The 22,998-nt window shown below is 69.9% G+C and carries 12 protein-coding genes and 2 pseudogenes; 5 read left to right on the top strand and 9 right to left on the bottom strand.

Annotated elements, in window-relative coordinates; all coding sequences use genetic code 11:
- Window positions 1-300: 300 nt before the first annotated feature.
- Complete coding sequence (locus tag ACFY16_RS37910; protein WP_390651773.1) at window positions 301-1,533, bottom strand: cytochrome P450; 1,233 nt, start codon at window positions 1,531-1,533, stop codon at window positions 301-303.
- Window positions 1,534-2,921: 1,388 nt separating this feature from the next.
- On the opposite strand from ACFY16_RS37910, the gene ACFY16_RS37905 reads away from it, so the two are divergent.
- The 3 genes from ACFY16_RS37905 (at window position 2,922) to ACFY16_RS37895 (ending at window position 11,798) form a co-directional block, all read left to right on the top strand.
- Window positions 2,922-6,695, top strand: a complete 3,774-nt coding sequence (locus ACFY16_RS37905) for a S8 family serine peptidase (protein WP_390651772.1) — start codon at window positions 2,922-2,924, stop codon at window positions 6,693-6,695.
- A 105-nt stretch (window positions 6,696-6,800) separates the two neighbouring features.
- Complete coding sequence (locus ACFY16_RS37900; RefSeq protein ID WP_390651771.1) at window positions 6,801-7,805, top strand: helix-turn-helix domain-containing protein; 1,005 nt, start codon at window positions 6,801-6,803, stop codon at window positions 7,803-7,805.
- Window positions 7,806-8,198: 393 nt separating this feature from the next.
- On the top strand, window positions 8,199-11,798 hold the full coding sequence (locus ACFY16_RS37895) for a S8 family serine peptidase (protein ID WP_390651770.1): 3,600 nt from the start codon (window positions 8,199-8,201) through the stop codon (window positions 11,796-11,798).
- Between the two features lie 207 nt (window positions 11,799-12,005).
- Here the strand turns inward: ACFY16_RS37895 and ACFY16_RS37890 are convergent.
- A pseudogene (locus tag ACFY16_RS37890) lies at window positions 12,006-12,156 on the bottom strand (site-specific integrase); the annotation flags it as partial.
- 57 nt (window positions 12,157-12,213) lie between these two features.
- On the bottom strand, window positions 12,214-12,759 hold the full coding sequence (locus ACFY16_RS37885) for a hypothetical protein (RefSeq protein ID WP_390651769.1): 546 nt from the start codon (window positions 12,757-12,759) through the stop codon (window positions 12,214-12,216).
- A gap of 574 nt (window positions 12,760-13,333) precedes the next feature.
- Here ACFY16_RS37885 and ACFY16_RS37880 point away from each other — a divergent pair.
- Entirely contained in the window at window positions 13,334-14,644 is a 1,311-nt protein-coding gene (locus tag ACFY16_RS37880) for a glycoside hydrolase family 26 protein (protein WP_390651827.1), read from the top strand.
- Here ACFY16_RS37880 and ACFY16_RS37875 read toward each other — a convergent pair.
- From ACFY16_RS37875 to ACFY16_RS37855, 5 genes and pseudogenes are all read right to left on the bottom strand, one after another.
- Window positions 14,643-14,765: pseudogene (locus ACFY16_RS37875) on the bottom strand (threonine dehydratase); the annotation flags it as partial. The gene ACFY16_RS37880 and the pseudogene ACFY16_RS37875 sit on opposite strands and share 2 nt — an antisense overlap.
- A gap of 243 nt (window positions 14,766-15,008) precedes the next feature.
- Entirely contained in the window at window positions 15,009-15,305 is a 297-nt protein-coding gene (locus ACFY16_RS37870; RefSeq protein WP_390651768.1) for a DUF1876 domain-containing protein, read from the bottom strand.
- A 669-nt stretch (window positions 15,306-15,974) separates the two neighbouring features.
- Window positions 15,975-18,341, bottom strand: a complete 2,367-nt coding sequence (locus tag ACFY16_RS37865; protein WP_390651767.1) for a SpoIIE family protein phosphatase — start codon at window positions 18,339-18,341, stop codon at window positions 15,975-15,977.
- 186 nt (window positions 18,342-18,527) lie between these two features.
- Window positions 18,528-19,499: a quinone oxidoreductase family protein gene (locus ACFY16_RS37860; RefSeq protein WP_390651766.1), complete on the bottom strand. Its 972-nt coding sequence runs from the start codon at window positions 19,497-19,499 to the stop codon at window positions 18,528-18,530.
- Between the two features lie 124 nt (window positions 19,500-19,623).
- Window positions 19,624-20,004, bottom strand: a complete 381-nt coding sequence (locus ACFY16_RS37855; protein ID WP_390651765.1) for a nuclear transport factor 2 family protein — start codon at window positions 20,002-20,004, stop codon at window positions 19,624-19,626.
- Window positions 20,005-20,253: 249 nt separating this feature from the next.
- Between ACFY16_RS37855 and ACFY16_RS37850 the strand changes: the two genes are divergently transcribed.
- Window positions 20,254-20,853 carry a TetR/AcrR family transcriptional regulator gene (locus tag ACFY16_RS37850; RefSeq protein WP_390651764.1) on the top strand — a complete coding sequence of 200 codons (600 nt, stop codon included), beginning with the start codon at window positions 20,254-20,256 and terminating at the stop codon, window positions 20,851-20,853.
- A 737-nt stretch (window positions 20,854-21,590) separates the two neighbouring features.
- On the opposite strand, the gene ACFY16_RS37845 is transcribed toward ACFY16_RS37850, so the two are convergent.
- Complete coding sequence (locus ACFY16_RS37845; protein ID WP_390651763.1) at window positions 21,591-22,793, bottom strand: permease; 1,203 nt, start codon at window positions 22,791-22,793, stop codon at window positions 21,591-21,593.
- Window positions 22,794-22,998: the final 205 nt, after the last annotated feature.

Genomic DNA, 22,998 nt, shown 5'->3' with positions numbered 1-22,998 from the left:
CGCCCCGCAGGACACCTGGTGGGGCAAATTCCTGGGAGAGGCGGTCCCAAGCTGTGGCTCGCCCGGTACGGACGCCGGCCCGTCCCGGTCCTGCGAGCGAGTCGGTCTGCATCGTCGGCGGGGGCCGGCCGCTGGTGTGGTGTCGTTGCCGTGTGCACGGTGTGCACCGTGTGCGCACGGGCCTCGGGGACGTGGGGCCGGCGTGGGGGTGCGGGTGGGTGTGTCGCAGGGCTGCCCGCGCCGCGGCAGCGCATGCCGGCAGCGGGTGTTCAGCCAAGACCGGCTGCCGGCGGCGGGCGTTCAGTGAGGCCGGTTCGTGGGCGGGTCCTGCCAGGTGACGGGCAGTTCGATCGGGAAGCGACGGATGGTTTTCGTGTCCCAGCGCACTGCCTCCGGCGGTAGCGCCAGCTGCAGCCGCGGGAACCTGTCCAGCAGCTGCCTGATGGCCACCTCCAGCTCCGCCATGGCCAGTGGCACGGCGATGCACCGGTGTCCGCCCCAGCCGAAGGTCATGTGCGGCTGCGGTGGCCGGTCGGGGTCGATGGAATCGGGGTTGGGGTAGCGTTCCGGGTCGCGGTTGGCCGTCAGGTACGACACGTGGACGAAGTCACCCTTGCGGATGAGGACCCCGCCCATCTCCACGTCCTCCAGTGCCACCCGGGGGATGCCGACTCCCTTGCGGAAGGGGATGACGCGGAGCAGTTCGTTGAGGATGTCGGTCAGGTCTTCTGGCCGGCTGACGACGTGGTGCATCAGTTTGGGACGCGTCAGGAGGAGGTAGAGGATGTTGCTGATCTGGCAGGTGGCCGTGTCCTGCCCGCTGAGTGTCAGCGTCAGCGCCATGACCGTGAGTTCCTCGTCGTCGAGTGTGTCCTCGCCGTCTTTGGCGGCCACCAGGGCGCTGATCAGGTCATTGCCGGGGGATTTTCGCCGTTGTTGGACCAGTTCGCCGAAGTACGCCCGCAGCTCTGCCTTGGCGGCTGCGGCGGTCTTGCGGCTGTCTGGGCCGGTGGCGAGGAGGTGGTGAAGGTGCTGCTGTGTCGGGGCCCAGTCGTCCTGGGGGATTCCGAAGAGGTCGAAGATGGTCTGCTGGGGGAGGGGGTTGGACAGGTGGTGTACCAGATCCGCCGGCTGCCCCTTCGCGGCCATCTCGTCCAGCAGGGTGTCCGCGAGCCGGGTGATCCTTCCGCGCATCCGGTCCGCCTGCCGCTGGGTGAACGCCTGTGACGCCAGGCGTCGCAGGCGGCTGCTGCGCGGCGGGTCCATCACATTGATCGACTCGGGGGAGACGATGGGTTCCGGTGTCAGCCGTGGATAGTCGCATTCCACGATCGCTGCCCGGCTGAAGCGCTGATCGGTGGTCACCTGCCGCACGTCCTCGAACCCGGTGACCAGCCAGGCGTCGCCGTCACCGTAGGGCAGTCGGATCCGGGTGATGGAATCGCGGTGCATGAGCGCCGCCAGGGAGGGATCGAACTCCAGGCCCTCGCTGAAGTCGAAGGGGCACGTGAGCGTTTCGCCGCCTGAGGTCATCGCGCACTTCTCTCTGTTAACCGAATCTTTGCTACTCCATGCATATGCCCTTCGGTGGTTCGAGGCCATCGGAACGCCTCCGGTGCCCGATGCCGCCCGCTTCCCGCGCGGAGCCAGAAATTGCGCAGGTCGCAGGCCGACTGCCGGGGGGGCCGAGCGCCGGACCGCGGTGCGCGAGATGAGTGGCGAGCGGCCGGTGGCACGGCAGCTCGCAGGCGTGTGTCGGTGGCGTGGAAGGTCGGGCAGCGCAGGTTCAACGCGCTTGTGTGTCGTTCGGCTCGGTCCGCTCGTCCGAACGGACGCCCGGCGGCCACGGCCGGGTCATGGCCGCCCCCGCCCCCGCGGGCGGCAGCGTCGTGGCCGGGCCGGCGGACTGTGCCGCGGCCGCGCACGTTTGCCGCGCCGTGGGCGGCCCCCTTGCGTGGCCAGAGCCTCCCGGGGCCCGGTGCTCCTGCCGTGGGCGCATGATCGGGGGCATCGACATCGGCATCGAGATCGGTGATGGGCAGTTCGAGCTGCCACAGAGGGCGGCGTATGAGCGGCACGGGGATCAGGCGGCGTACGACGCACATGGCCGGGCCGGTGGTCTGGACATGGCGAGGTTGTCCGAGGGCAACGCCCGGTTCCTCCGGCGTTCCCGGGCTGCGCGAGGAGTTCGCCCGCCGGTTCGGACCGGAGCCTGGTCCCGGCGTCGCCGCTGTGCGAGGCGGGCTGCCCGCGGTGGATCTGGCTGCTGATCGTGCACGGCTGCTGGAGCTTGTCCCTGCACGGCTGGGAGCCCGAGGTCACGGACTGGGGCGCTGGGAGCTGCCCGTGTGCCGTTACTGCTTCCGGGTGACGGACGGCCCCGTTCGTGACCGGCCCACCACCCCGCACGCGGTTTCCTGTTCAAGCACGCGGTCCTGTTCAGGCGCGGGGCTGCGGTGCGGGGGTATTGCAGGCGGCCGCCGCTGTTGGCCGTTGCTCTTCTTCTCCTCACGCCGCCCACGCTCGCTGGGCTGTCCCGGTCGCCCTGCGCCCCGCACGGGCCGTCGCCGGGTCGTGGCCGTCCGGCTGTGATCGTGGCGTACGTCCTGCGGGAAATGCCTGTCGGACGGGCGCGAACGCGGTTCGCGGACGTCGACGTTCTCGGCGCCGACTGAACGCTGCCCCTGCGTAGGTCCACCACCTCGCGGTGGACGGGACTGCCTCGATCCGGACACCGTGCTCGGCGGCAACGGCCGCCGTCCGCTGTTCGTGAGCGTAGCCCGGCGCTCGGCGCCGCAGGGTGTCGCCGTTGCGACATGTCCCATCCGTGCCAGCCGAATCGAATGACACCCCGTCCGGTGCCAGCTGATTCTGTCCAGCGCATGAACACCACACCGCGGACACGGGAAGGCACGACACTGATGAGACGGATCCGCCTTGCGGCGGCGATATCGGCCGGCTTCGCGCTGGCTGCCGGCGCTGTGGCGCCCCTGACCGCAGGCGCAAGTGGCCTGGGAGAAGGCGCCGTTGCGGGCTCGCCGGTCGACGGCACCGCGACGGTGCAGTTGATCACGGGTGACAGCGTGACCGTCAGCAAGGCTCCCGGCGGCCGGCAGATCGCCTCCGTCACGCCGGGGGCCGGCCGACGGGGCATCGTGTTCCGGACCCTCGAGGAGGACGGGCACCTGACGGTGCTTCCGTCGGACGCGGGAGCCTTGGTGGCCGCGGGCCGCCTCGACCGGCAGCTCTTCGACGTGACCGCGCTCGTCGCACAGAAGTACGACAAGGCTCACACCGACGCGCTGCCGGTCATCGTGGCAGGCCCCGGAAGGGCGGCGGCATCGGCCGTACGCGACCTGACCGCCCTCGCAGCCGAGGACTCGTCCGTCCGCAAGCTCGACAGCATCGACGCACGGGCGATGCGCGTCGCCGACTCCGACCTCGGCCGTTTCTGGCGGCAACTGGCTCCCGACGACGGGCAGATGACGGCGACCGAGGTCGCCGCCACTCCCCGGGTGTGGCTGGACGGCCGGGTGGGCGCCACCCTCGACCGCAGCACGGCCCAGATAGGTGCCCCGGACGTGTGGCAGGCCGGTTACCGGGGCGACGGAGTCAAGGTCGCCGTCCTCGACACCGGCGTGGACCAGACCCATCCCGACCTGGCCGGGCGCATCGCCGAGGCCAAGGACTTCTCCGGCAGTTCCGGCACCGGGGACGTCTTCGGGCACGGCACCCACGTCGCCTCCATCGTCGGCGGCAGCGGTGCCGCGTCCGGCGGCAGGTACAAGGGCGTCGCGCCCGCCGCCCAGCTGCTGGTCGGCAAGGTCCTCGGCGACGACGGCTACGGCAGCGAGTCCCAGGTGATCGCCGGCATGGAGTGGGCCGCTTCGCAGGATGCCAAGGTCGTCAACATGAGCCTCGGTTCGGAGGAGGCCACCGACGGCACCGATCCCATGAGCCAGGCGCTGAACGAACTCAGCCGGAGCACCGGCACCCTGTTCGTCGTGGCCGCGGGCAACAGCGGGGAGCAGGGGACGGCCACAGTCGGCTCACCCGGTGCGGCCGACGACGCCCTCACCGTGGGGGCCGTCGACCGGGACGACTCGCTCGCCCCGTTCTCCAGCCGCGGGCCACGCCTCGGGGACGACGTGGCAAAGCCCGATGTGACCGCACCCGGTGTCGGGATCGTGGCGGCCCGCGCGGCCGGGACCACCATGGGCGATCCGGTGGACGAGCACTACGTCGCCGCCTCCGGCACTTCCATGGCGACTCCGCACGTGGCGGGCGCCGTCGCCCTGCTCGCCCAGCGCCACCCCGACTGGACGGGCGCCCAGTTGAAGGACGCGCTGATCAGCACGGCCCGTACCGTCCCCGGCCAGCAGGTCACGGAACAGGGCGGCGGCCGGATCGACGTGCGCGCCGCGGCCCTGGGAACGGTCACCGCCACCGGCACCCTCGCCCTCGGCCAGTTCTCGACCGGCGACGGTGCCCCTGCCCCGTCCCGGCTGCGGTACACGAACACTTCCGACAAGGACCTCACCCTCACACTCGCCGTCGAGCTGACCGCCGCCGGCGGCCGCGCTCCCGGCGAGGGCGCGGTACGGCTCGGATCCGACTCGGTGCGCGTGCCGGCCGGAGCGACGGCCGAGGTCCCGCTGACCGTAGACCCGGCTCGTGCCGGGAAGGGCAAGTTCTACGGCTATGTGACCGCCACGTCCGCCGACGGGAAGATCACCGTGCACACCACGCTCAGCCTCGTGGTGCACGGGCCCGTCCACCGGCTCACCGTGGAGACGTACGACAAGACCGGCAAGCGTGTCCCGGCCCTGCCGACCATCTGGGGATCCGACGGCTTCGTGGGCTACACGAGCACCGACCCGGCCGTCGCCGAGGTCGAGGAGGGCACCTACCAGGTGGACAACACCTGGCTGGACACGGAGGGCGACGGTCAGGAGCTGCGCGATGTGGTGCTGCCCGAGGTGAAGGTCACCAAGGACATGACCGTCACCCTGGACGCCCGCAGGACGGTTCCGGTGGACATCCGCACGCCCCGGCCCGCGGAACAGCGTGGTGTCCTCAGCTACCAGACGTACCGGGAGATCGACGGCCACAGTCTGACCCAGGGCACCATGTACTTCGACAGCGCCAAGCGGCTGTACGTCAGCCCCACGGCGCGCATCACGGAGGGCACCTTCGAGTTCGCCTCCCGCTGGCAGCTCGTCGCTCCGCTTCTGCGGGCGAAGGTGACCGGCAGCGACCTCGATCTGAACGCCTACTACATGCCCGCCTCGCCGCTCCTGTCCGACCGCGGGGCGACCCTGACCGCGGTCGACGCCGGTGACGCCGCCACCGCGGACTTCAGCCACGCCCGCGGCAGGCTCGCGGTCGTGAACGACCCGACCGGCGCTAACGAGAAGGACCTCGTGGCGCGGGCGGCCGCGGCCGGAGTCCGCGCCGTCATGCTCGTCCACTTCAGCGACGGCGGATGGACCCGCTGGGACCCGCAGGGCGAGCGCTGGGCCGTACCGACCGTGCGGATCGGCTCCCGCGCGGGAGCCGATCTCCTGGCACGGATCGCCCACCGCTCCACCTCGGTCACGCTCTCGGGCACCGCACGCAGCCCGTACCTGTACGACGTGATGCAGGTGTCCGCGCAGCAGATCCCCGAGCGTGTCGTGTACACCGTTTCCGAGCGCAACAGCGCGGTCGTACGGAGCACTTACGCGGACAACGGCGGCACCGGCTGGGCGAGCGAACAGCGCTTCGGCTGGCGGCCGTACCAGAACACGGCCTGGCTGCAGTACACCCGGTTCGTCCCGACCGGCTTCACCCGTACCGAGTACGTCAGCGCCGGGAACACCATGTGGCAGCACCTGGTGCACCACACCACGACGTTCGACGTCGACATGCCGCTCGCCGTCGGCATGCGTGAAGCCTCGAGGACGTACCGGGCCGGAGCGCAGCCGGCCGAGACCTGGCAGGGCGCGGTCGTACGGCCGTCGATCCCGATCGGCACCACCACCCCGACGGTGCGCGAGGGCAACCTGCTGCGGCTGCGGATCCCCGAGTTCACGGACTCGCAGTCCGGGCACTGGTCGCGGGCCGTGGCAGGCGAGGGCGGCGGTGTCGGCGCGTCCGGCGCGAACCAGGTCGGCGACGCCGCGAGCGCCGTGCTCTACCGTGACGGCCGCGAGCTCACACGGACGGACAGCGCCTGGGCGGACGTGGAAGTGCCCGCGGACGCGGCACGGTACCGGCTGGACCTGACGACGTCGCGGACCTCGCCGGACTGGAAGTACGGCGTGTTCACCACCACCTCCTGGTCCTTCCCGTCGGCCCGGACGGACACGGCTACGCCGCTGTCGCTCCTCCAACTGGACTACGAGGTGCCGGTCGACGCGCACAACACGCTGCGTGCAGGACGTACGCACACCATCGGCGTCCGGGTCCGCGCCCAGGACGGGCTGTCCGCCCCACGCGGAGTGACCGTTCACATCGAGGCGTCCTACGACGACGGGCGCACCTGGCGTACGGCCAAGGTGGCCGACCGCGGCCACAGCACCTTCCAGGCCCGGGTCGAGGGGCCGTCGCGGGCGGCCGCCCACACCTGGGTGACCCTGCGTGTCACGGCTCGCGACGCCGCCGGGAACACGGTCCGCCAGACGGTGCAGCGCGCCTACGCCCTGCAGCGGTAGGTGCAATGCCGGGGGGCGCGCGGCTATCGTGCGCCCCCCTTGCTCCACGCCTCCCATGCAGTACGGTATTCAACTGCTGAAGCACAGGATCCGGGGAGGACGTCCGTGGTGCTGGAGGTCGCCGGCGTCTCGCCCGAGGAGGAAGCCGTCTACCGGCTGCTCGTCACGTCCGGCCGGGCCACCCCGGCGGACCTGGCCCAGCGTGCCGGTCTGCCCGACGCGGAGGCCGCGCGGATTCTCGACTCGCTGGCCTCCAAGGGTTTGGCAAGTCATGCGGACGGGATACCCCGGGTGTTCCGGGCCGCTCCCCCGGACGTGGCACTGCTGCCCCGGCTCAAGCGGGGCGCCGATGCACTGGAGCTGGCCCGGGTCGAGGCCGCCCGTCTGGTCGAGTCCTACCGGGACACGATGCGCAGGCACGACGCCGGCCAGTTGCTCGAGGTCATCACCGGGGCGGAGGCCCTGCGGCAGCACCTGAGGCAGATTCAGGCGGGCGTGCAGGACGAGATGCTCTGGTTCTGCAAGGCCCAGTATGTGGCCATGCCGTCGGGCAGCAACGCCGAGGAGTTCGAGGCGCTGGCCCGGGGAGTACGCTACCGGGTGCTGTACGAGAAGGCGTTCTTCGACGACGAAGGAGCCGTGGACAACGTGGTGGCGGGCGTGCAGGCCGGGGAGGTCGCCCGGGCCGTGCCGCAGCTGCCGCTGCGCCTGGCGATCGCCGACCGCTCCGTCGCCATCTTCCCTCTTGTGGCCGGTGGGCCGCACGGCAGCCCGGAGGAGCCCACCACCGCACTGGTCAGGGACAGCAATCTACTCGCGGCCCTGATCGCCTTGTTCGAGCGCTACTGGGAGGACGCCGTCCCACTGAACGTCGACGGCACCGGTGTCATCTCGGGGACGGACGGAGTCGGGCCGTCCGATGGGCTCTCTCCCACCGACCGCAAGCTGCTGTCCCTGCTGGTGGCCGGAGTCGCCGACAAGGCGATCGCCTCGCAGATGGGGCTGAGCCGGCGGACCGTCCAGCGCCGGATCCAGGGCATGATGGAGCGCGCCGGCGCGGCGACCCGCATGCAACTCGCCTGGCAGGCCGCACGCCGCGGATGGCTCTGAACCGGCTGTACGACTGGCGCCCGTGCTCGTCCTGGCCCTCCTGCCGACCGGCCCCTGGTGCCTTCGGTGAGTGGGATGACGACGGCGACGCGGCTGTGAGCGGTCAACTCCACGCGCGCCTCGAGCCGGTCACACCAGTGCGCCGAGTTGCCGTCGTGGCCCCCGCCCGGCAGTAGCGCAGTTGTGCCATGACGCAGGTGCGTCAGCCCGAACCCATTGCTGGCGGCGGAGGGTGCCTCCATGCTCCAAGTCACCTCCCGTTCTTCCATCACCTTGGGGTTCTCCTTGCCCGAAAAGCCCGTATCCAGACCAGGGTTGCTGGCCCTCGGCGTGGTCGCCGCCCTGGGGCTCGGGGTCGTACCGGCCACAGCCGCCGCACCTGCAGACCCAGTCATGTCCGTGCCTGCCGAAGCCGCACAGCGGTCACCTGGCGGCGACCTACACACCGTTACGCTGATCACCGGTGACAAGGTCACCATCGGTACCACCGCCGAAGGCACCGACGTCCGGTCCTTCGAGGGCGCGAACGGCGCCACTGCGGGATTCCACCGCGCCCTCATCGACGGCGCCACGTACGTGTATCCCGACGCCGCCCTGCCCTACGTCAGCTCCGGACAGTTGGACAAGCAGTTGTTCAACGTGACCGGGCTGATCGCCGACGGCTACGACGACGCGCATGCCTCTCGGCTGCCGCTCATCGTGAGCTACACCGACGCTGCCGCCAGGTCCCGGACGCAGCCGAAGGTGACCGGTTCGAACGTGGTCCGCCGGCTGGAAAGCATTCAGGGTGCCGCCCTCGCGCAGAACCGCGAGCAGGCCCCGGCGTTCTGGTCCGCGCTCACCGGGGATCTCGGCCCGGCGGCCCGCTCGGCGAAACCGGCCTTCGCGGGCGGCATCGCGAAGGTCTGGCTCGACGCCAAAGTGAAGGGCGACCTGGCCGACTCGACCGCCCAGATCGGCGCGCAGCAGGTCTGGGCGGCGGGGAACACCGGTAAGGGCGTGAAGGTCGCGGTGCTCGACAGCGGGGTGGACGCCGAACACCCGGACCTGACCGGGCAGATCGACACCAGCGCGAGCTTCGTCCCCTACGAGGAGGACGTCGCCGACTACAACGGCCATGGCACCCACGTGGCCTCGACGATCGCGGGCACCGGCAGCGCCTCCGAAGGCAAGGAGCGAGGCGTCGCCTCCGGTGCCCGGTTGGTCATCGGCAAGGTGCTGGACGCCGAGGGCCGCGGCCAGGAGTCCTGGATCATCGGGGGCATGGAGTGGGCCGCCCGAGATCAGCACGCCAAGATCATCAGTATGAGCCTGGGCGGGAGCGGCGACGGCACCGATCCGATGAGCCGGACCGTGGACCAGCTCAGCCACGAGACCGGTGCACTGTTCGTCGTGGCGGCAGGCAACGGAGGTCCGCACGCCATCAGCAGCCCGGGTGCCGCGGACGCCGCGCTGACCGTCGGCGCCGTGGACGCCAAGGACCAGTTGGCCGATTTCTCCAGCCAGGGTCCGCGTGACGGCGATGCCGGGCTGAAGCCCGAACTCACCGCACCCGGTGTCGACATCGTCGCGGCGCGCTCGCACTACAAGCGGGGCTCCGGCTACTACACCACGATGAGCGGCACGTCGATGGCCACGCCGCACGTCGCCGGAGCCGCCGCGCTGCTGGCCGCCGAGCACCCCGACTGGACGGGCTCGCAGCTGAAGGAGGCACTGGTCAGCAGCGTCAAGGCGACCCCGTCGTACACGCCGTACCAGGCGGGCGCCGGCCGGCTCGACGCGCTGGCGGCGGCGCACGCCTCTGTCTTCGCTACCGCCAGTGCCTACTCCGGCTTCCACACCTGGCCGCCGGAGCCGGGAGAGACCGACGTCCGGAAGGTGACGTACACGAACGTCGGTGACACTCCGGTCAGCCTCGCCCTGGCGGTCGACGGCACCGTCCCGGCGGGGTTGTTCACCCTCTCCGACGACGGGATCACCGTTCCCGCGCACGGCACGACCTCGGTCGACCTGACCGCGCACCTGGACCGTCTGTCGGCCGACCAACCCGTCAGTGCCATGGTCACCGGTACGGACAGCGCCGGCGCGGTCCGGGCCCGGACCCTGATCGGCGCCGCCAGGGAGGGACAGCGGCAAAACCTCACCGTCGTCGCGAAGGACCGGTCGGGCCGGCCGCTAGCCGGCAGGGTCGTCCTCACCGCTGAGCACCTCTTCACGGTCCTCGACCTCGACAAGTCCGGCACCGGAACGACGCGGCTGCCCGTCGGCAACTACAGCGGTTGGCTCACCGCCGACGTGCAGGGAGCGGGCGGGCCGCACTCACTGGGCATGGCCCTGCTCGCCTTCAACGACGTACAGCTGAACCAGGACCGCACCGTCACCCTGGACGGCCGCAAGACCCTCCGGATCCTGGCACACGTACCGAACCAGACCACCGCTGTCGCACCGCGCCTGGACGTCCACCGGTCGTTCACCGACAGCCTGGTCGAGTCGTCCATGCTGCCCAACGACTCCTACGACAGCATCTGGGCACTGCCGACCGGCAAGAAGGTCACCACCGGCGAGTTCGAGTTCGGTGCCCGCTTCCGCCTCGAGCAGCCGGCGCTGACCGTGGGCACGATGTCGAAGAATTATGCCGACCCGCTGGTCAAGCGCGCGGCCAAGCCACTGCCGGCCGGCACCCGGACGCTCACGGCGGTCTACGCCGGCGAGGGCACGACGCAGGAGCTGGCCCGCCTGGACGTTCGCGGTGAGGCCGTGGTGGTCCGGGGCAGCGACCCGGCCGGGATCAAGGCACAGGCGGAGGCCGCCGCGGCCGCGGGCGCCCAGATGCTCCTGGTCGTCAACGAGGGCATCGGCCGGCTGCAGCCCTGGGACGAGACTCCGTGGAGCCCCGAGAGCCCCGCACCGCTGACAGTGGCGACCCTCGACGCCGATCAGGGCGCCGACCTGATCGGCTCGCTCCGGCACGGAGCCGGCAAGCTGAAGGTCACTTCTCACCCCACCACCGACTACCTCTACGACGTGGTGCACCACTGGTCCGGCGCGGTCCCGGTGGACCCGACCTGGCGGGAGGAGCCGAAGGGCCTGGGCAAGGTGGACGTCTCGTTCCGCAACCACCGTCCGGGCAAGGCGGCGGAGTTCCGCACCGACGTCTGGCGGGGCTGGGCCGTCGGCAACCAGCTCACCGCACCCGCCCAGGGAGAACGGACCGACTGGGTCACCTCCGGCGCCGCCTGGCTGGACGATGCCTTCATCCAGGGCGAGACCGGGCAGCATTCCATCGACGTCCTCCACTACCCGGCGCGGAAGACCGGCAAGGTCAGCTGGTTCGGGCCGATCCAACGGCCCCGGATGGGCCCGATGGGCTACCAGCCCGTGCGCTACCTCGACACCATGTACATCACCGCTCCCGGCTGGGGCGACTCCGGGGCCGGACACGTGGGCGAAGCCCGTGCCAACTTCGACGTCAAGGACTGGGTGGCGCTCTACCAGGGCGACCAGCAGCTCGACTGGGGCAACGCCGAGTGGTTGCAGGTTCCCGCACTCGCCCCGGAGCGGCTGCCCTACCGGTTGGTGGTCGACAACGACCGGGGGACCTGGGCCAATCCGTACTCGACACACACCTTGACCGAGTGGAACTTCACCTCCGCGGCCACCGGGGCCGAGTCGACCGAGTCCCTGCCGCTGATCCAGCTCGACTACGGCGTGGACACCGACACCGCCGGCCGAGCTGATCGGCGGGCCCAGCTGACGGTGACGGCCTCGCACCTGCCTGGCGCCACCGCCGCCATCGGGAAGCCCTCGCTGGAGATCTCCTACGACGACGGCAAGAGCTGGCACCCGAGCGACCTGACCCGCACCGGTGAAGGATGGCGGACCAACCTGAGCGCGCCGCATTCGGCGGACTTCGCCACCCTCCGGGTCACGTCCCGGGACAACGCCGGGAACACCGTCTCCCAGACGATCACCCGGGCCTTCGGACTGCGCTGATCTCACCGACGGTGATCCACCGTGCGGGGCTTCATCGCGAGCCCCGCACGGCCGCGCGCCTCGGCCCGCGCGGGAACGCTACGCATCCGGACGGCGCGTTTCTCGGCCGATGGCGCCGGGGCCAGGGGCCTGGGCAGCGCCGTCGCGGTAGCACGCGCCAACGGGGTCCGTCCCGCAGGACGGTTGGCCGGCCCGTCGGCCGGAGACGTGCAAGCCCCGGCCCGTTCCAGGCCGGCGCCCCGCAGTGCTCGTTCAGCAAGGCGCGGGCCTGACCGTAGGAGAGCCGGGCGAGGCCGGTGTCTGGGCGAACGTCGCGCGGGTTGACGACCTTGCCCCGGCCAGTGCGGCGTCTTGACATGCCAGGCCGATCGATCTGGGTTGTGGAGTCTGGCGGGGTGGGCCGGCGGTACTGCCGTCAGCCCTCTGACCCCTCGTCGTCCCCGGCCGCGTCGCCGATGGCCACGCGCAGGTCATGCATGCCCTGCATGATGTCGATGAGGGCTTCCTCCGCCCCGCTCAGAGCCCGCCGGGTCCCCTCCACATCACCTCGATCGGCATGCAGCTGGGCGCTGAGGGTGTACAACGCCGTCATCGCGGCAGCGAAGGATGCCTCGCGGCCCGGGGGCGGTTCTTCCTCCTCGGATTCCGAGACCTGGATGGCGGTGCGCTGCAGCCTGTTCGTCAGGACGTTGACCGCAAGGCCGGTCTCAGGACCTAGCTGGTCTGTCCAGCCGAGCGTCGTGTCGAGGACATCCTCGATCTCCCCCTCCTCACTCAGGCGCGTCGCGGTGGTGATCTCCAGCTCTGCTTTGGCCAGCAGGTTGCCCAGCAGCCGCAGACGGTCCGTTTCCTGCGGTTTTTCGGCCCGCGCCTCCGGATCCGCCACCGGTTCAGCCCCAAGAGCGACCAATGCTGCATGGATCTGTTCAGCACTTACCGGACGTTCACTTTTGATACTCACGCCCTCAGCTTCGCTCCATGGAGGCGCGAGCGCTCGCCCACACACCGGGGGAACACTGCTGGTTCAAAAAACACCCTGTCAGAGGTAGTTTTAACCCTGACGCGCCAATGGATCATGGATTGCGAATCATGGGTAGCCGGTGCTGGTGAGGTTCTCGGGACGGGGAGTTTCGGGAGTCGGCTGGGGTGACGTCTGGGCGATTGTGACGTGGGCATGCCTCATCTCGAGATGTCCTGTTCCCTGTCGTGCTTCGACGGTCGACGACGCATGCCTGGGCGCACTCGGCTCGAGGCGGTACGCCCAGGTCAGGAGTGAGCGGTAGCCGTATCCGACGTTGCGGTCCTCGTCCTGGACGGCGAGCGCCGAGGGCGTTGCGGAGGGGCAGGGTGATCGTGTCGGCTGCGGCTCTCCTTCTACACGCTGCCGCTCGTCGCGGACCGTACGAAGATCGTGGCACTGTTCCAGAAGCCGGCCCAGCTATAACCTGAGCAAGATCCGTCTCTTCCTTGGAGGTTGAGTCTTGCGCAGGCGTACGTTCGTCACCGCTCTCGGCGCCGCAGCCACCGTGTCCGTGATGCCGGGAGTGGCACGGGCCGCCGCGCCGCTCATCGCACCCACGCTGACGGGCCGGGACCCCGCGGCGTCGGCGAACGCCCAGAAGGTGTACAACCACCTGGTGTCGCTGGAGAACGCCGCGCGCTCCGGGAACGGCCCGATGACGATCATCGGGCAGCACATCGAGACCCAGCAGGAGCTGTACAACGCGAGCTACGGAGACACGGGCGGCACGACGTTCTCCGGCTACTACTACAAGAAGGCCCGGGACATCACGGGCAAGCTGTCCGGCTTCATCGAGATCGACCTCGGGCCCGGGTACGGCGCGACCGGCTGGGGGACGTACGGGGACCGGTCCTACAACCGACCGCTGGGGCTGCCGACGGGGCAGCGGGCATGGCAGTACACGGACGACGCCGTCGACCTCGCCTTCGGCGTGTGGAAGGGGCTGCCGCGCGCGGCGGACGGCTCGTACAACCCGGACGGCACCATGACCCGGCTCGACGGCACCACCGCGACCCTCACCAATGGCGGCGCGGCCTCCGGGATCGTGGGCATGAGCTTCCACCAGCCGTACCCCGGCTCCTCGGTGAAGTCCTGGAGCCGGGTGCTGACCCAGGTCGAGGGGGAGCACCCGGGCGGGTACGAGTCCTATCCGGTGGCGACGCTCACCACCGACCAGGCGTGGTTCGACCGGGTGGTCGACTGGGAGTCGAACACCGACGAGTACCGGGCGCTCCTTGCGGACCTGGGCTTTCTCGCGGCCGCGCTCTCGTACTTCGCCGCATGGGACGTTCCCGTGCTGCTGCGGCCGTACCACGAGATGAACGGCGACTGGTTCTGGTGGGGAGGGAAGACCGCGGCCTCCTACAAGAAGCTGTGGCGGATCACGTACGACTACCTGGTGAAGACGAAGGGCCTGCACAACCTGATCTTCGTCTGGTCGCCCGGCGCCTGGGACCCGCAGGGGGACGACGTGCCGTGGAACTACTACCCCGGGGCCGACCTCGTCGACGTCGTCGGCGTCGACGACTACAGTCCGGCCGCCTCGGACCTCACGCACGTGTACCACACGGGGCTGGTCGACTACGCGAAGCCGCGGATGCTCGCGGAGACGTACAACGTGCCGATCACGGCGGGGGGTTCGAACGCGCTGACCCGCAGTCCGTGGGTGATCTGGAGCATCTGGGGCTCCGGTCTGACCAAGACGGAGATCAACACGAACGCGGACGTGAAGGCGACGTACTACGCCACCAACCAGGTGTACACGGGTGGTTCGGGCACCGGGTTCGGGCAGAACTTCGCCTGGGGCTCGGTCCACGCCCACTGACCGGCGGCTCCTGGTCCAGGACGGCGTCGTCAGCGACCAGGAGGAGGTCGTCCAGGACGGTCGGGATGGGACACCGGCCGGCGACGCCGTCAGCGATGGTGTTGGTCGAGTCGGGGTCCACCCGTTCCAGGCCGATGGTTGACACAGCAGCGTAGCGCCGTCGGCACTGTCCGATGAGAGTCTGTCCCATGAGAGTCGTAACCCTCCGCGGCCACATCCAGGACACCTCACTCATCTCGGTCGCCGTGCGCCTCGTGCGCGCCGTGGAGGGTGGGGTGGACGTCGAGCCCCACCTCGGCGGCGAGTCAGCCGTCCCGGGATCGGACCGGGTTCGTCACTCGCTCCGACAGGTTTCCCGCATGGATCATTCTTGCAGGGGCCACCCGGCCTGCGGGCGAGCACTCCGCCCGTCCGCGGGCATGTCCATGTCCTCGATGTCACGCTCGGCAATGCCCAACAGCTGCCGACCGAGGTCACGCATGGCTCTGCCGGCCGCCAGTTCGTCACCGATCTCCGGCACGTCCGTGTCCGCGGGATTGCGGTGCGCGGCTCCGTGTCCGGTGAGTTCGCTGGTACCGGTGTTCAGGACGACGCGCGCCTTGGTCGTGCCCTCTTCCTCGAAGAAGTAGAGATGTATCTTCCATTCCCCGGTATGCGGCATCGCTTTCCTCCTCATTTCGGTGCGGTATGCAGGGGTGTGGATGGGGTTTTGTTCATGGCTTCGCAGGAACATCTCCCGCGCCCACCGACCTGGTGCAGGAGTGCGCCCCACCGGCCTCAAGGCCGCTGACGCACGCGGACGGCAATGGTCCGGACGGGGGTGGCCACGCTCACGTCACTCCAGCTTCGTACGAGACGGAGGCAGCCGCCATGGAACGAGTCTTTGCCGTGGGCACCACCGATGACCCCGGGGAGACGGTGAAGAGCTACGTGCGGGGCATGCCCAATGCCTGGACGGCCGACCCGCACACCCCCATGGCCGTGCTGCTGCGAGCCGGCATGACCAGCGAGGATGCCGCGGAGCTGCGCGACGAGGTCCGCCGTCAGCTCGGTGAACTGGACATCCAGCTCGTCCTCGGCTCCCCGCTGAAGGAGAACCCACCCACCGAGCCGGGCGAGCGCGGCACCTTCCATGTCAGCACCGCTTCCGACATCGACATCACCGCCGACATCTGGTTCCGCTGCTTCGGTGTCGTCCCGCAGACCGCCTACCTCGCCGGGGCCCTGGCGGACGTACGCCGGCCGAACGGGCAGGTGGCGGTGACCGAGACCCTCCAGGTCAAGGGCCAGGACACCGCACCCCCGCGGGGCGCAGCGTGCATCGGCGCGCTCACCTGTTCGGCAGAAGCTGCTCCGCCCAGATCGTCTTGCCCGACCGGGTGTAACGCGTGCCCCAGCGCTGGGTCAGTTCCGCGACCAAGAACAGACCGCGGCCGCCCTCGTCGTGCAGCCGTGCCCTGCGCAGGTGCGGACTGGTGCTGCTGCCGTCCGAGACCTCGCACACCAGGGTCTCGTTCCTGATGAGCCGGAGACGAATCGGTCCGGTGGCATGCCGAATGGCGTTGGTGACCAGCTCGCTGACGACCACTTCCGTGATGAAGGCGACGTGCTCCAACCCCCATGAGTCGAGCTGTTGCGTGGCACGTCGGCGGGCCTCGGCCACGGCAGCGGGGTCGACCGGAACATCCCATTCGGCAACCCGGTCCCAGCCGAAGACGCGAGGCCTGGCCAGCAGCAAGGTGCTGTCATCGCCTGCCGGTTCGGGGTTCATCGTGCGCAGGACACCGTCGCACAGCGCGTCGAGTGAGGAGGACGGCTGCGCCAGGGCGTGGCGCAACTCGTCCATCCTCTCGTCCACGTCGCCGGCGGCCAGCAGGCCGTTGGTGAACAGTGCGAGCAGGCTCCCCTCGGACAGGGTCACCTCGGCCGCTTCGAACGGCAGGCTGCCCAGCCCCAGCGGTGGGCCGGCCGGCGCGTCGACGACATCGCTCGTGCCGTCCGGATGGACCAGGATCGGAGCCGGGTGACCGGCGCGAGCCAGGGAGCAGGTCCCGGCGACCGGGTCGTAGACCGCATACAGGCAGGTGGCTCCCACATCACTGGGGATCTCGTCGGCGACGTCGCTCCGTTCGGCGGCGTCGTGGGTCACGATGTCGTCGAGGTGGGTGAGGAGTTCTTCGGGCGGCAGGTCGATGTCGGCGAGGGTACGGACGGCGGTGCGCAGGCGCCCCATGGTCGCCGACGCGGCGATGCCGTGGCCGACGACATCGCCGACGACCAAGCCGACCCGCGCTCCCGGCAGCGGAATCACGTCGAACCAGTCTCCGCCCACCTGAGCGTCACCGCCGCCTGCCGGAAGGTAGCGTGCGGCCGTCTCCGCGGCCGCGTGCGGGGCAGGGCCCGGCGGCAGCAGTGCGCGCTGCAGCGCCAGCGCGACGCCACGTTCGCGGGTGAACCTTCGCGCGTTGTCGATCGAGATGCCGACCCGCGTGATCAGGTCCTCGGTGATGGCCAGATCGTCATGGGTGAACGGCTCGTGGTGCGGCGCGCACCTGAGGAAGAGGGCCGCTCCCAGAACGGTGTCCCGGGCCCGAATGGGGACTGCGATCAGCGAGTGCGTTCCGCATTCCTGCGCCTGCGCCGCATGAACGGGATCTTCGGCGAACCAGCGGGTGACGGCGTCGTGGGTGACGTGGTGCATTTCCGCCTGGCCGGTAGCCAGGCATCGGGCGACGGGCGACGAAGCGGGATGATATGCCGTCTCGCCCGCGGCAGGCTGCTGCCCGGACACCAGGTACGCCGCCCGGACGGCGGCCCGGTTCAGCCGGACGGGGCCCGGTCCGACCGGCAGCGGCTGGTCTCCTCGGACAACGGCGTCCAGCAGGTCGACGCAGACCACGTCTGCGAAGCGGGGCACCGTGACCTCGGCGAGTTCACGGGCGGTGCCCGCCACGTCCAGGCTGCTGCCGATACGCGTGCGGGCCTCGCCCAGCAGCGCGAGCCGCTCTCTGGAGTCATATTGCTCGGAGTAGTCGTACGACGACACGGCCGCGCCGCGCACCCGGCCGGACGCGTCCTCGAGCGGATAGACGTCCATGGCCCAGGCGTGCGCACTCGGCTCGCCCGGCAGCCTGTGGAAGTGCTCGGCGAACTCCGGCTTGCCCGTCTCGAGAACCCGTCGGATGCGGTTCATGACGTCTTCGTACTCGTCACCCTGGGCGATCTCCGTGATGAGCCTGCCCCGATGCTGCTCCTCGGGGCAGCCCGTCGCTCGCACCAACGCCTCGTTCACATGGAGTACTCGCGCGTCCGGACCGTGTACCGAAAGCGGGAAGGGATGCTGGTCGAACGCCCACCCCTTGAGCGGCTCCGGCCCAGCCGCGTCCTGAGGCGCGTCCGGACGCGCCGTGAGCAGGAATCCGGCCTCCCCTCCGTCTTCCGACAGGGGAACCGCGTGCACCTGGGCACGGAGTGGACGGCCGCTGCGATGCCGGGGCCCGCCCCCTGCTTCGGTGAACAGATCGGCGAGCGGTCTGCCGACGATCTCTGGCGCAGTGTGCCCCCAGAGAGCCCGGGCAGCTTCGCTCCAGTGGGTGATGCGGCCGTCGGCATCCGCGACCACGACCGCGAGGGCCGTGTCGAGGACGGTGCCGGGTGGCAGCGGGTGGCGCTGCCCGAGCGGCTCATGGGAGTTCATCGGCGTGTCCTGTCCGGCCTGTGGCTATGTCAACGATGCTCTGCCGCGCAGGCCGACAGCAAGCCGGGCGGTCGTACCGCGTGCGGGCCGCCGGCCGGACGTGCCGGTCCGGCCGACGGTCGTCGTTCATTGACGCCGCCCACGACGAAAGCCGCTCCCGCATTGATGTCGATGATCACGCCAGGCTCAGAGCCTCGGGTCGAGCAGCAGCTTGCCGGAGGTGCGGCGTGATTCGATGTCGATGTGCGCCTGATCGGCCGCGCCCAACGGGTAGCGTTCGGTGATGTCGATCCGCAGGCTGCCCTCGCGGATCTTGTCGAACAGGTCTCCGGCGTGCTGGAGCAGCAGCTCCCGACTGTGGATGTGGTCCGAGTACACCGCGTAGGTGATTCTGATGCTCTTGGGCAGCTCGAACATCTGAATGGTGGGGACGTCGCCGATCAACGGGCCGTAGTAGACCAGCGTGCCGACCCGCCGAAGCACCTCGATCGAGGGCCAGAACGTGGTGGCGCCACCACCGTCGAAGACCGCGTGCACTCCCTCGCCCCCGGTCAGGTCCTTGACCCGGGCCACGAAGTCACCGCCGGAGGAGACGAGGACCTCGTCCGCGCCCGCGGCCTCGGCGACCGGGACCTTCTCCGCGCGGGACACCAGGCCGATCACCCGCGCGCCGCGCAGCTTCAGCAATTGGGTGACCATCCGACCCACACCGCCGGCGGCGGAGTGCACGAGCGCGGTCTGGCCCTCGGTCAGAGGCGCGGACTCGGTGACGAAGTGGTGCGCGGTGAGTCCCTGCATCATCGTCGCGGCGGCGACATCGCTCGGAATGTCGTCCGGGACCGGGACAACCTGGTCGGCGGGGACCGCGATCTTCTCGGCGTAGCTGCCGTAGACCGAGACCCAGGCCACCCGGTCGCCGATCGCGAAGCCGCTCACCCCCTCGCCGAGGGCGGTGACCCGGCCGGCGCCCTCGACCCCGGGAACGAGGGGCAGGCCGCCGGGCAGCCCGAATCCGACACGGGAGCCGGTGTCCATGAAATTGACACCCGAGAACTCGATGTCCACCACCAGCTCACCCGGACCGGGTTCGGGGTCGGGCCACTCCCTCAGCTTCAGTACTTCCGGCCTGCCCAGCTCTTCCATGACCACTGCACGCATAAAGCACACCTCTTTCTGTCGGTATGACCGCCGAACGCCGGCGGCTTGATTCGGAGGGACCTTCTCGTCCCGGGATACGTGTGAACACGGCGATCCGCGCCGCGTTCTCGGGCGAGCGGCCCGATCAGCCCTGCAGCAGTTTGGACGCGTAGGCGGGGTTGGTGTAATCGCGCCAAGCCGCGATCTTGCCGTCCCGAAGCTCGTAGACCGCCATGTTCATGATCGGAGCGAGCTTCCCGCCGGGCAGTGCGAGCCCGTGGACCTGCTCGGCGATGACGACATCGCCGTTCACCGCTTGGTGCACGGTCTCGAACTTGACCTGCCCGAAGTTCGCGAACACGCCCTTCCACAGGGCGACCACCGCGTCGCGCCCCTTGACCGGCGCGTCGCCGTAGGCGGCAAAGACGATGTCCTCGGTGAAGAACGGGGCCAGGGCGTCTGCGTCCTGCGCGTTGAAAGTGTCCACGAAATCGCGGACGAGTGTGTCGCTGTCGATGGCAGTCATGACAAGGACCTCCAGGGTCGGTACATGTCGGTAGTCGTCGGTGTCGGTCACATGCCCCGTGAAGAACAACCTCAGGGAGCCGTCGGAACCGGCGAACTCTTGCGTTGTGTCAGCGAGCGTAGGACCAACTTTTTGGACCAGCAAGTCCAAGAAATTTCGCGAGCAATTCACCCAATAACGGGGCAAAACCTCCCACAGGGCAGCCCTTGTATGGACCCGCCGTTCCATAGAGGCGGGTAATCTGCAGACATGGCACTGACGACGAAAGGCCGTGCTACTCGGCAGCGCATCATCGAGGGAGTGTCGGCACACCTGCGCAGCGACGTCCCAGGCACTGTGACACTGGACGACATCAGGGCGATCACCGGCACCAGCAAAGGGCAGTTGTTCCACTACTTTCCCAGCGGCAAGGAGGAACTGCTGCTCGCCGTCGCACACTTCGAGGCCGAACGCGTCCTCACCGACCAGCAGCCACACCTCGACGCGCTCACTTCCTGGTCAGCCTGGTCACGCTGGCGGGATGCCTTGGTCGCCCGCTATCGAGCGCAAGGGCCGCAGTGTCCGCTCGGCAACCTGATGGACCAGGTAGGCACCACTCCCGGCGCCGCCGAAGTGGCCGCGACTCTGCTCACTCGCTGGCAGCGGCTCGTCCGCGAGGGCATCACAACGATGCAGGCACAGGGTCTCATCGACCCGGCGCTCAACGCCGACCGGGCCGCCGCGGCGTTCATCGCCGGCATCCAGGGTGGTGTGCAGATGATCCGGTCGACCGGCGACAGCACACACCTCGAAGCCGTCGTCGACATCTTGATCGACCACCTCAAGGCCCACCACGCCGAAGAGGCCTGAGGCGGCCCCGGACCACACTGGAGCGATGGATCCGCCCGGCGCGAGGCGCCCGGTACCCGGTCACGCCGCGGACATCAGCGGCTATGGCGCTGTTTCGGACCGACTGCGCACGAGTCCGCCGTGCTGTATGAAGCATGACCCCCGCGCCGTTTCACACGTGTGTCACGCGGTCACGCCGAGGCGGCTGATGGGGACGGCATGGCGGTGTCACGCGTCGGGGCCGGTGAGCACAGGCGGAGAACCGAGGCTCGGCTGTGCGTGCCGGCCCGCGTATCGCGGATGATGGTGACGGAGGCGTCGGACAGCGGCAGGGCGCTGGGTCGGCCTGGGTACCGATCACCTGCGGGAAGGCCGCGCCCAGCAAAGGGGTGAACCCGCCGTTTCCCGAGCCGAGTTCGAGACATCGGCCATTGGGCAGTGGTTTGCCGCCCGCCAGGGCGTCGTACACGAGGCGTCGCGGCCGGTGGCGCGGGCGGTGTCCCAGTCGGCGGCGAACTGGTCGAACTGCTCGGCGATGAACTGCGCTGTCTCGGCTGTCCAGGGCCGGCGGCCCAGTCCTGGGCGAAGGCCCGGAAGACGTCCGCGGTGCCGGGCGGTGGGAGAGGGGTTGGCCGTCCGGGCCGGGCAGGACTCGCTGCAAGGCGGCAGCCACAGGGGTACTCCAGCATGTCTGTAGCGCTCGGTGGGTCGGCCCGGGGTCGGAATGCGCCCTCCACCCGCGGGCGGAGGAGCCGCCCTCAGTGGTGTCCGCCGTGGCTGTCCCCTGCGCGGTGCCCGTGCTGCATGTGGTCGGCGTCGTCGTGGCCGGTGTCGGGTGAGCCGCCCATCATGCGGAGCATGGACAGGCCGCCGGTCCGCCAGAAGCGCACCAGGAGTACGGCGGCGAGGACGAGGAAGGCGATGTTGAGCCAGGTGGTGTAGTTCCAACTGATGCCTTCCATGGGGACCTTCGCGTCGGCCTGGTCGGGGATCAGGCCGAGGCCGCCGAAGGCGAATTCCACGATGTATCCGGCGATGACCATCGAGAGGTAGAAGGTGCCGAGGAGGAAGGCGGCCATCTTGGCGCCGTAGTACTTCCGGTAGATGTTGAGGATCGGCAGGATCAGCAGGTCGGCGAAGACGAACGCCACCACGCCGCCGAAGCTGATGCCGCCCTTCCACAGCACCACAGCCAGCGGCACGTTGCCGATGGAGCACACGAACGAGGCGATCGCCACCAGTGGGCCGACGATGGGCCCCCACAGCTTGGCGGCGAGCGGGTGGCCGTCGAAGAAGAAGGTGCGCCAGAACGAGTCGGGTACCCAGGCGGCGATGGCGCCGGCGATGAGCAGGCCGACGACGAGATCGCGCAGGATCGCTGCCCATTCCATGACGAACACGTGGCTGACGGCGGTGAAGCCTTCGCGGGAGAGGAGCCGGCGAGTGAAGGAGCCTTGGCGCTGGACGGACATGTCCATCGCGGCGTGGCCCTCCATCGACCCGGCCAGGCCCCGTTCTGCCTGCTCGCGGGCCTGGTGCAGGAGCCTGTCGCGCAGGAACAGCCGGAACAGGAAAGCCAGCACGATGATCATAATGGGGCCGCCGAAGAATTCGGCGGCGGTGAACTGCCAGCCCATCAGCAGCGCCAGGATGACGCCGAGTTCGACGACGAGGTTGGTGGAGGCGATCTCGAAGGCCATTGCGGCGGTGAAGTTCGCGCCCTTGCGGAACAGGGAGCGGGCCAGTGCCACCGCGGCGTAGGAGCAGGACGAAGACGCCACGCCCAGGCCCGCGGCGACGGCGAGGTTGCGGGGCCGGTCGCCGCCGAGCAGGGAGACGACGGTGGACTTGCGGACCACGGCCTGGACGACCGCGGACAGCGCGAAGCCCAGGATCAGGGCCCAGGTGATCTCCCAGGTCATGGACCCGGTGATCGACAGTGCGTGGAGTACGGCGTGCATCTGAAAAGCCTTCCTCGCGCAGTAGGCCGTACGCCCGCGGGACACGACCTTGTCGGGGAAGCGGGTCTGTCGGGCCGGGGTGGGGGGGGGCGCCCCCGGGGGGGGCGCCCCCCCCCCGGGGGCGCCCCCCCGGGGGGGGGGGGGGGCGGGGGGGGGCGGCCCCCCCCGGGGGGGCCCCCCGCCCCCCCCCCCCAGGGGGGCGGGG

The organism is Streptomyces sp. NPDC001315 (assembly GCF_042896175.1).
Lineage (GTDB): Bacteria > Actinomycetota > Actinomycetes > Streptomycetales > Streptomycetaceae > Streptomyces.
The sequence above is the reverse complement of the archived record's forward strand: the minus strand, read 5'-3'. Positions and strand labels throughout refer to the sequence as shown.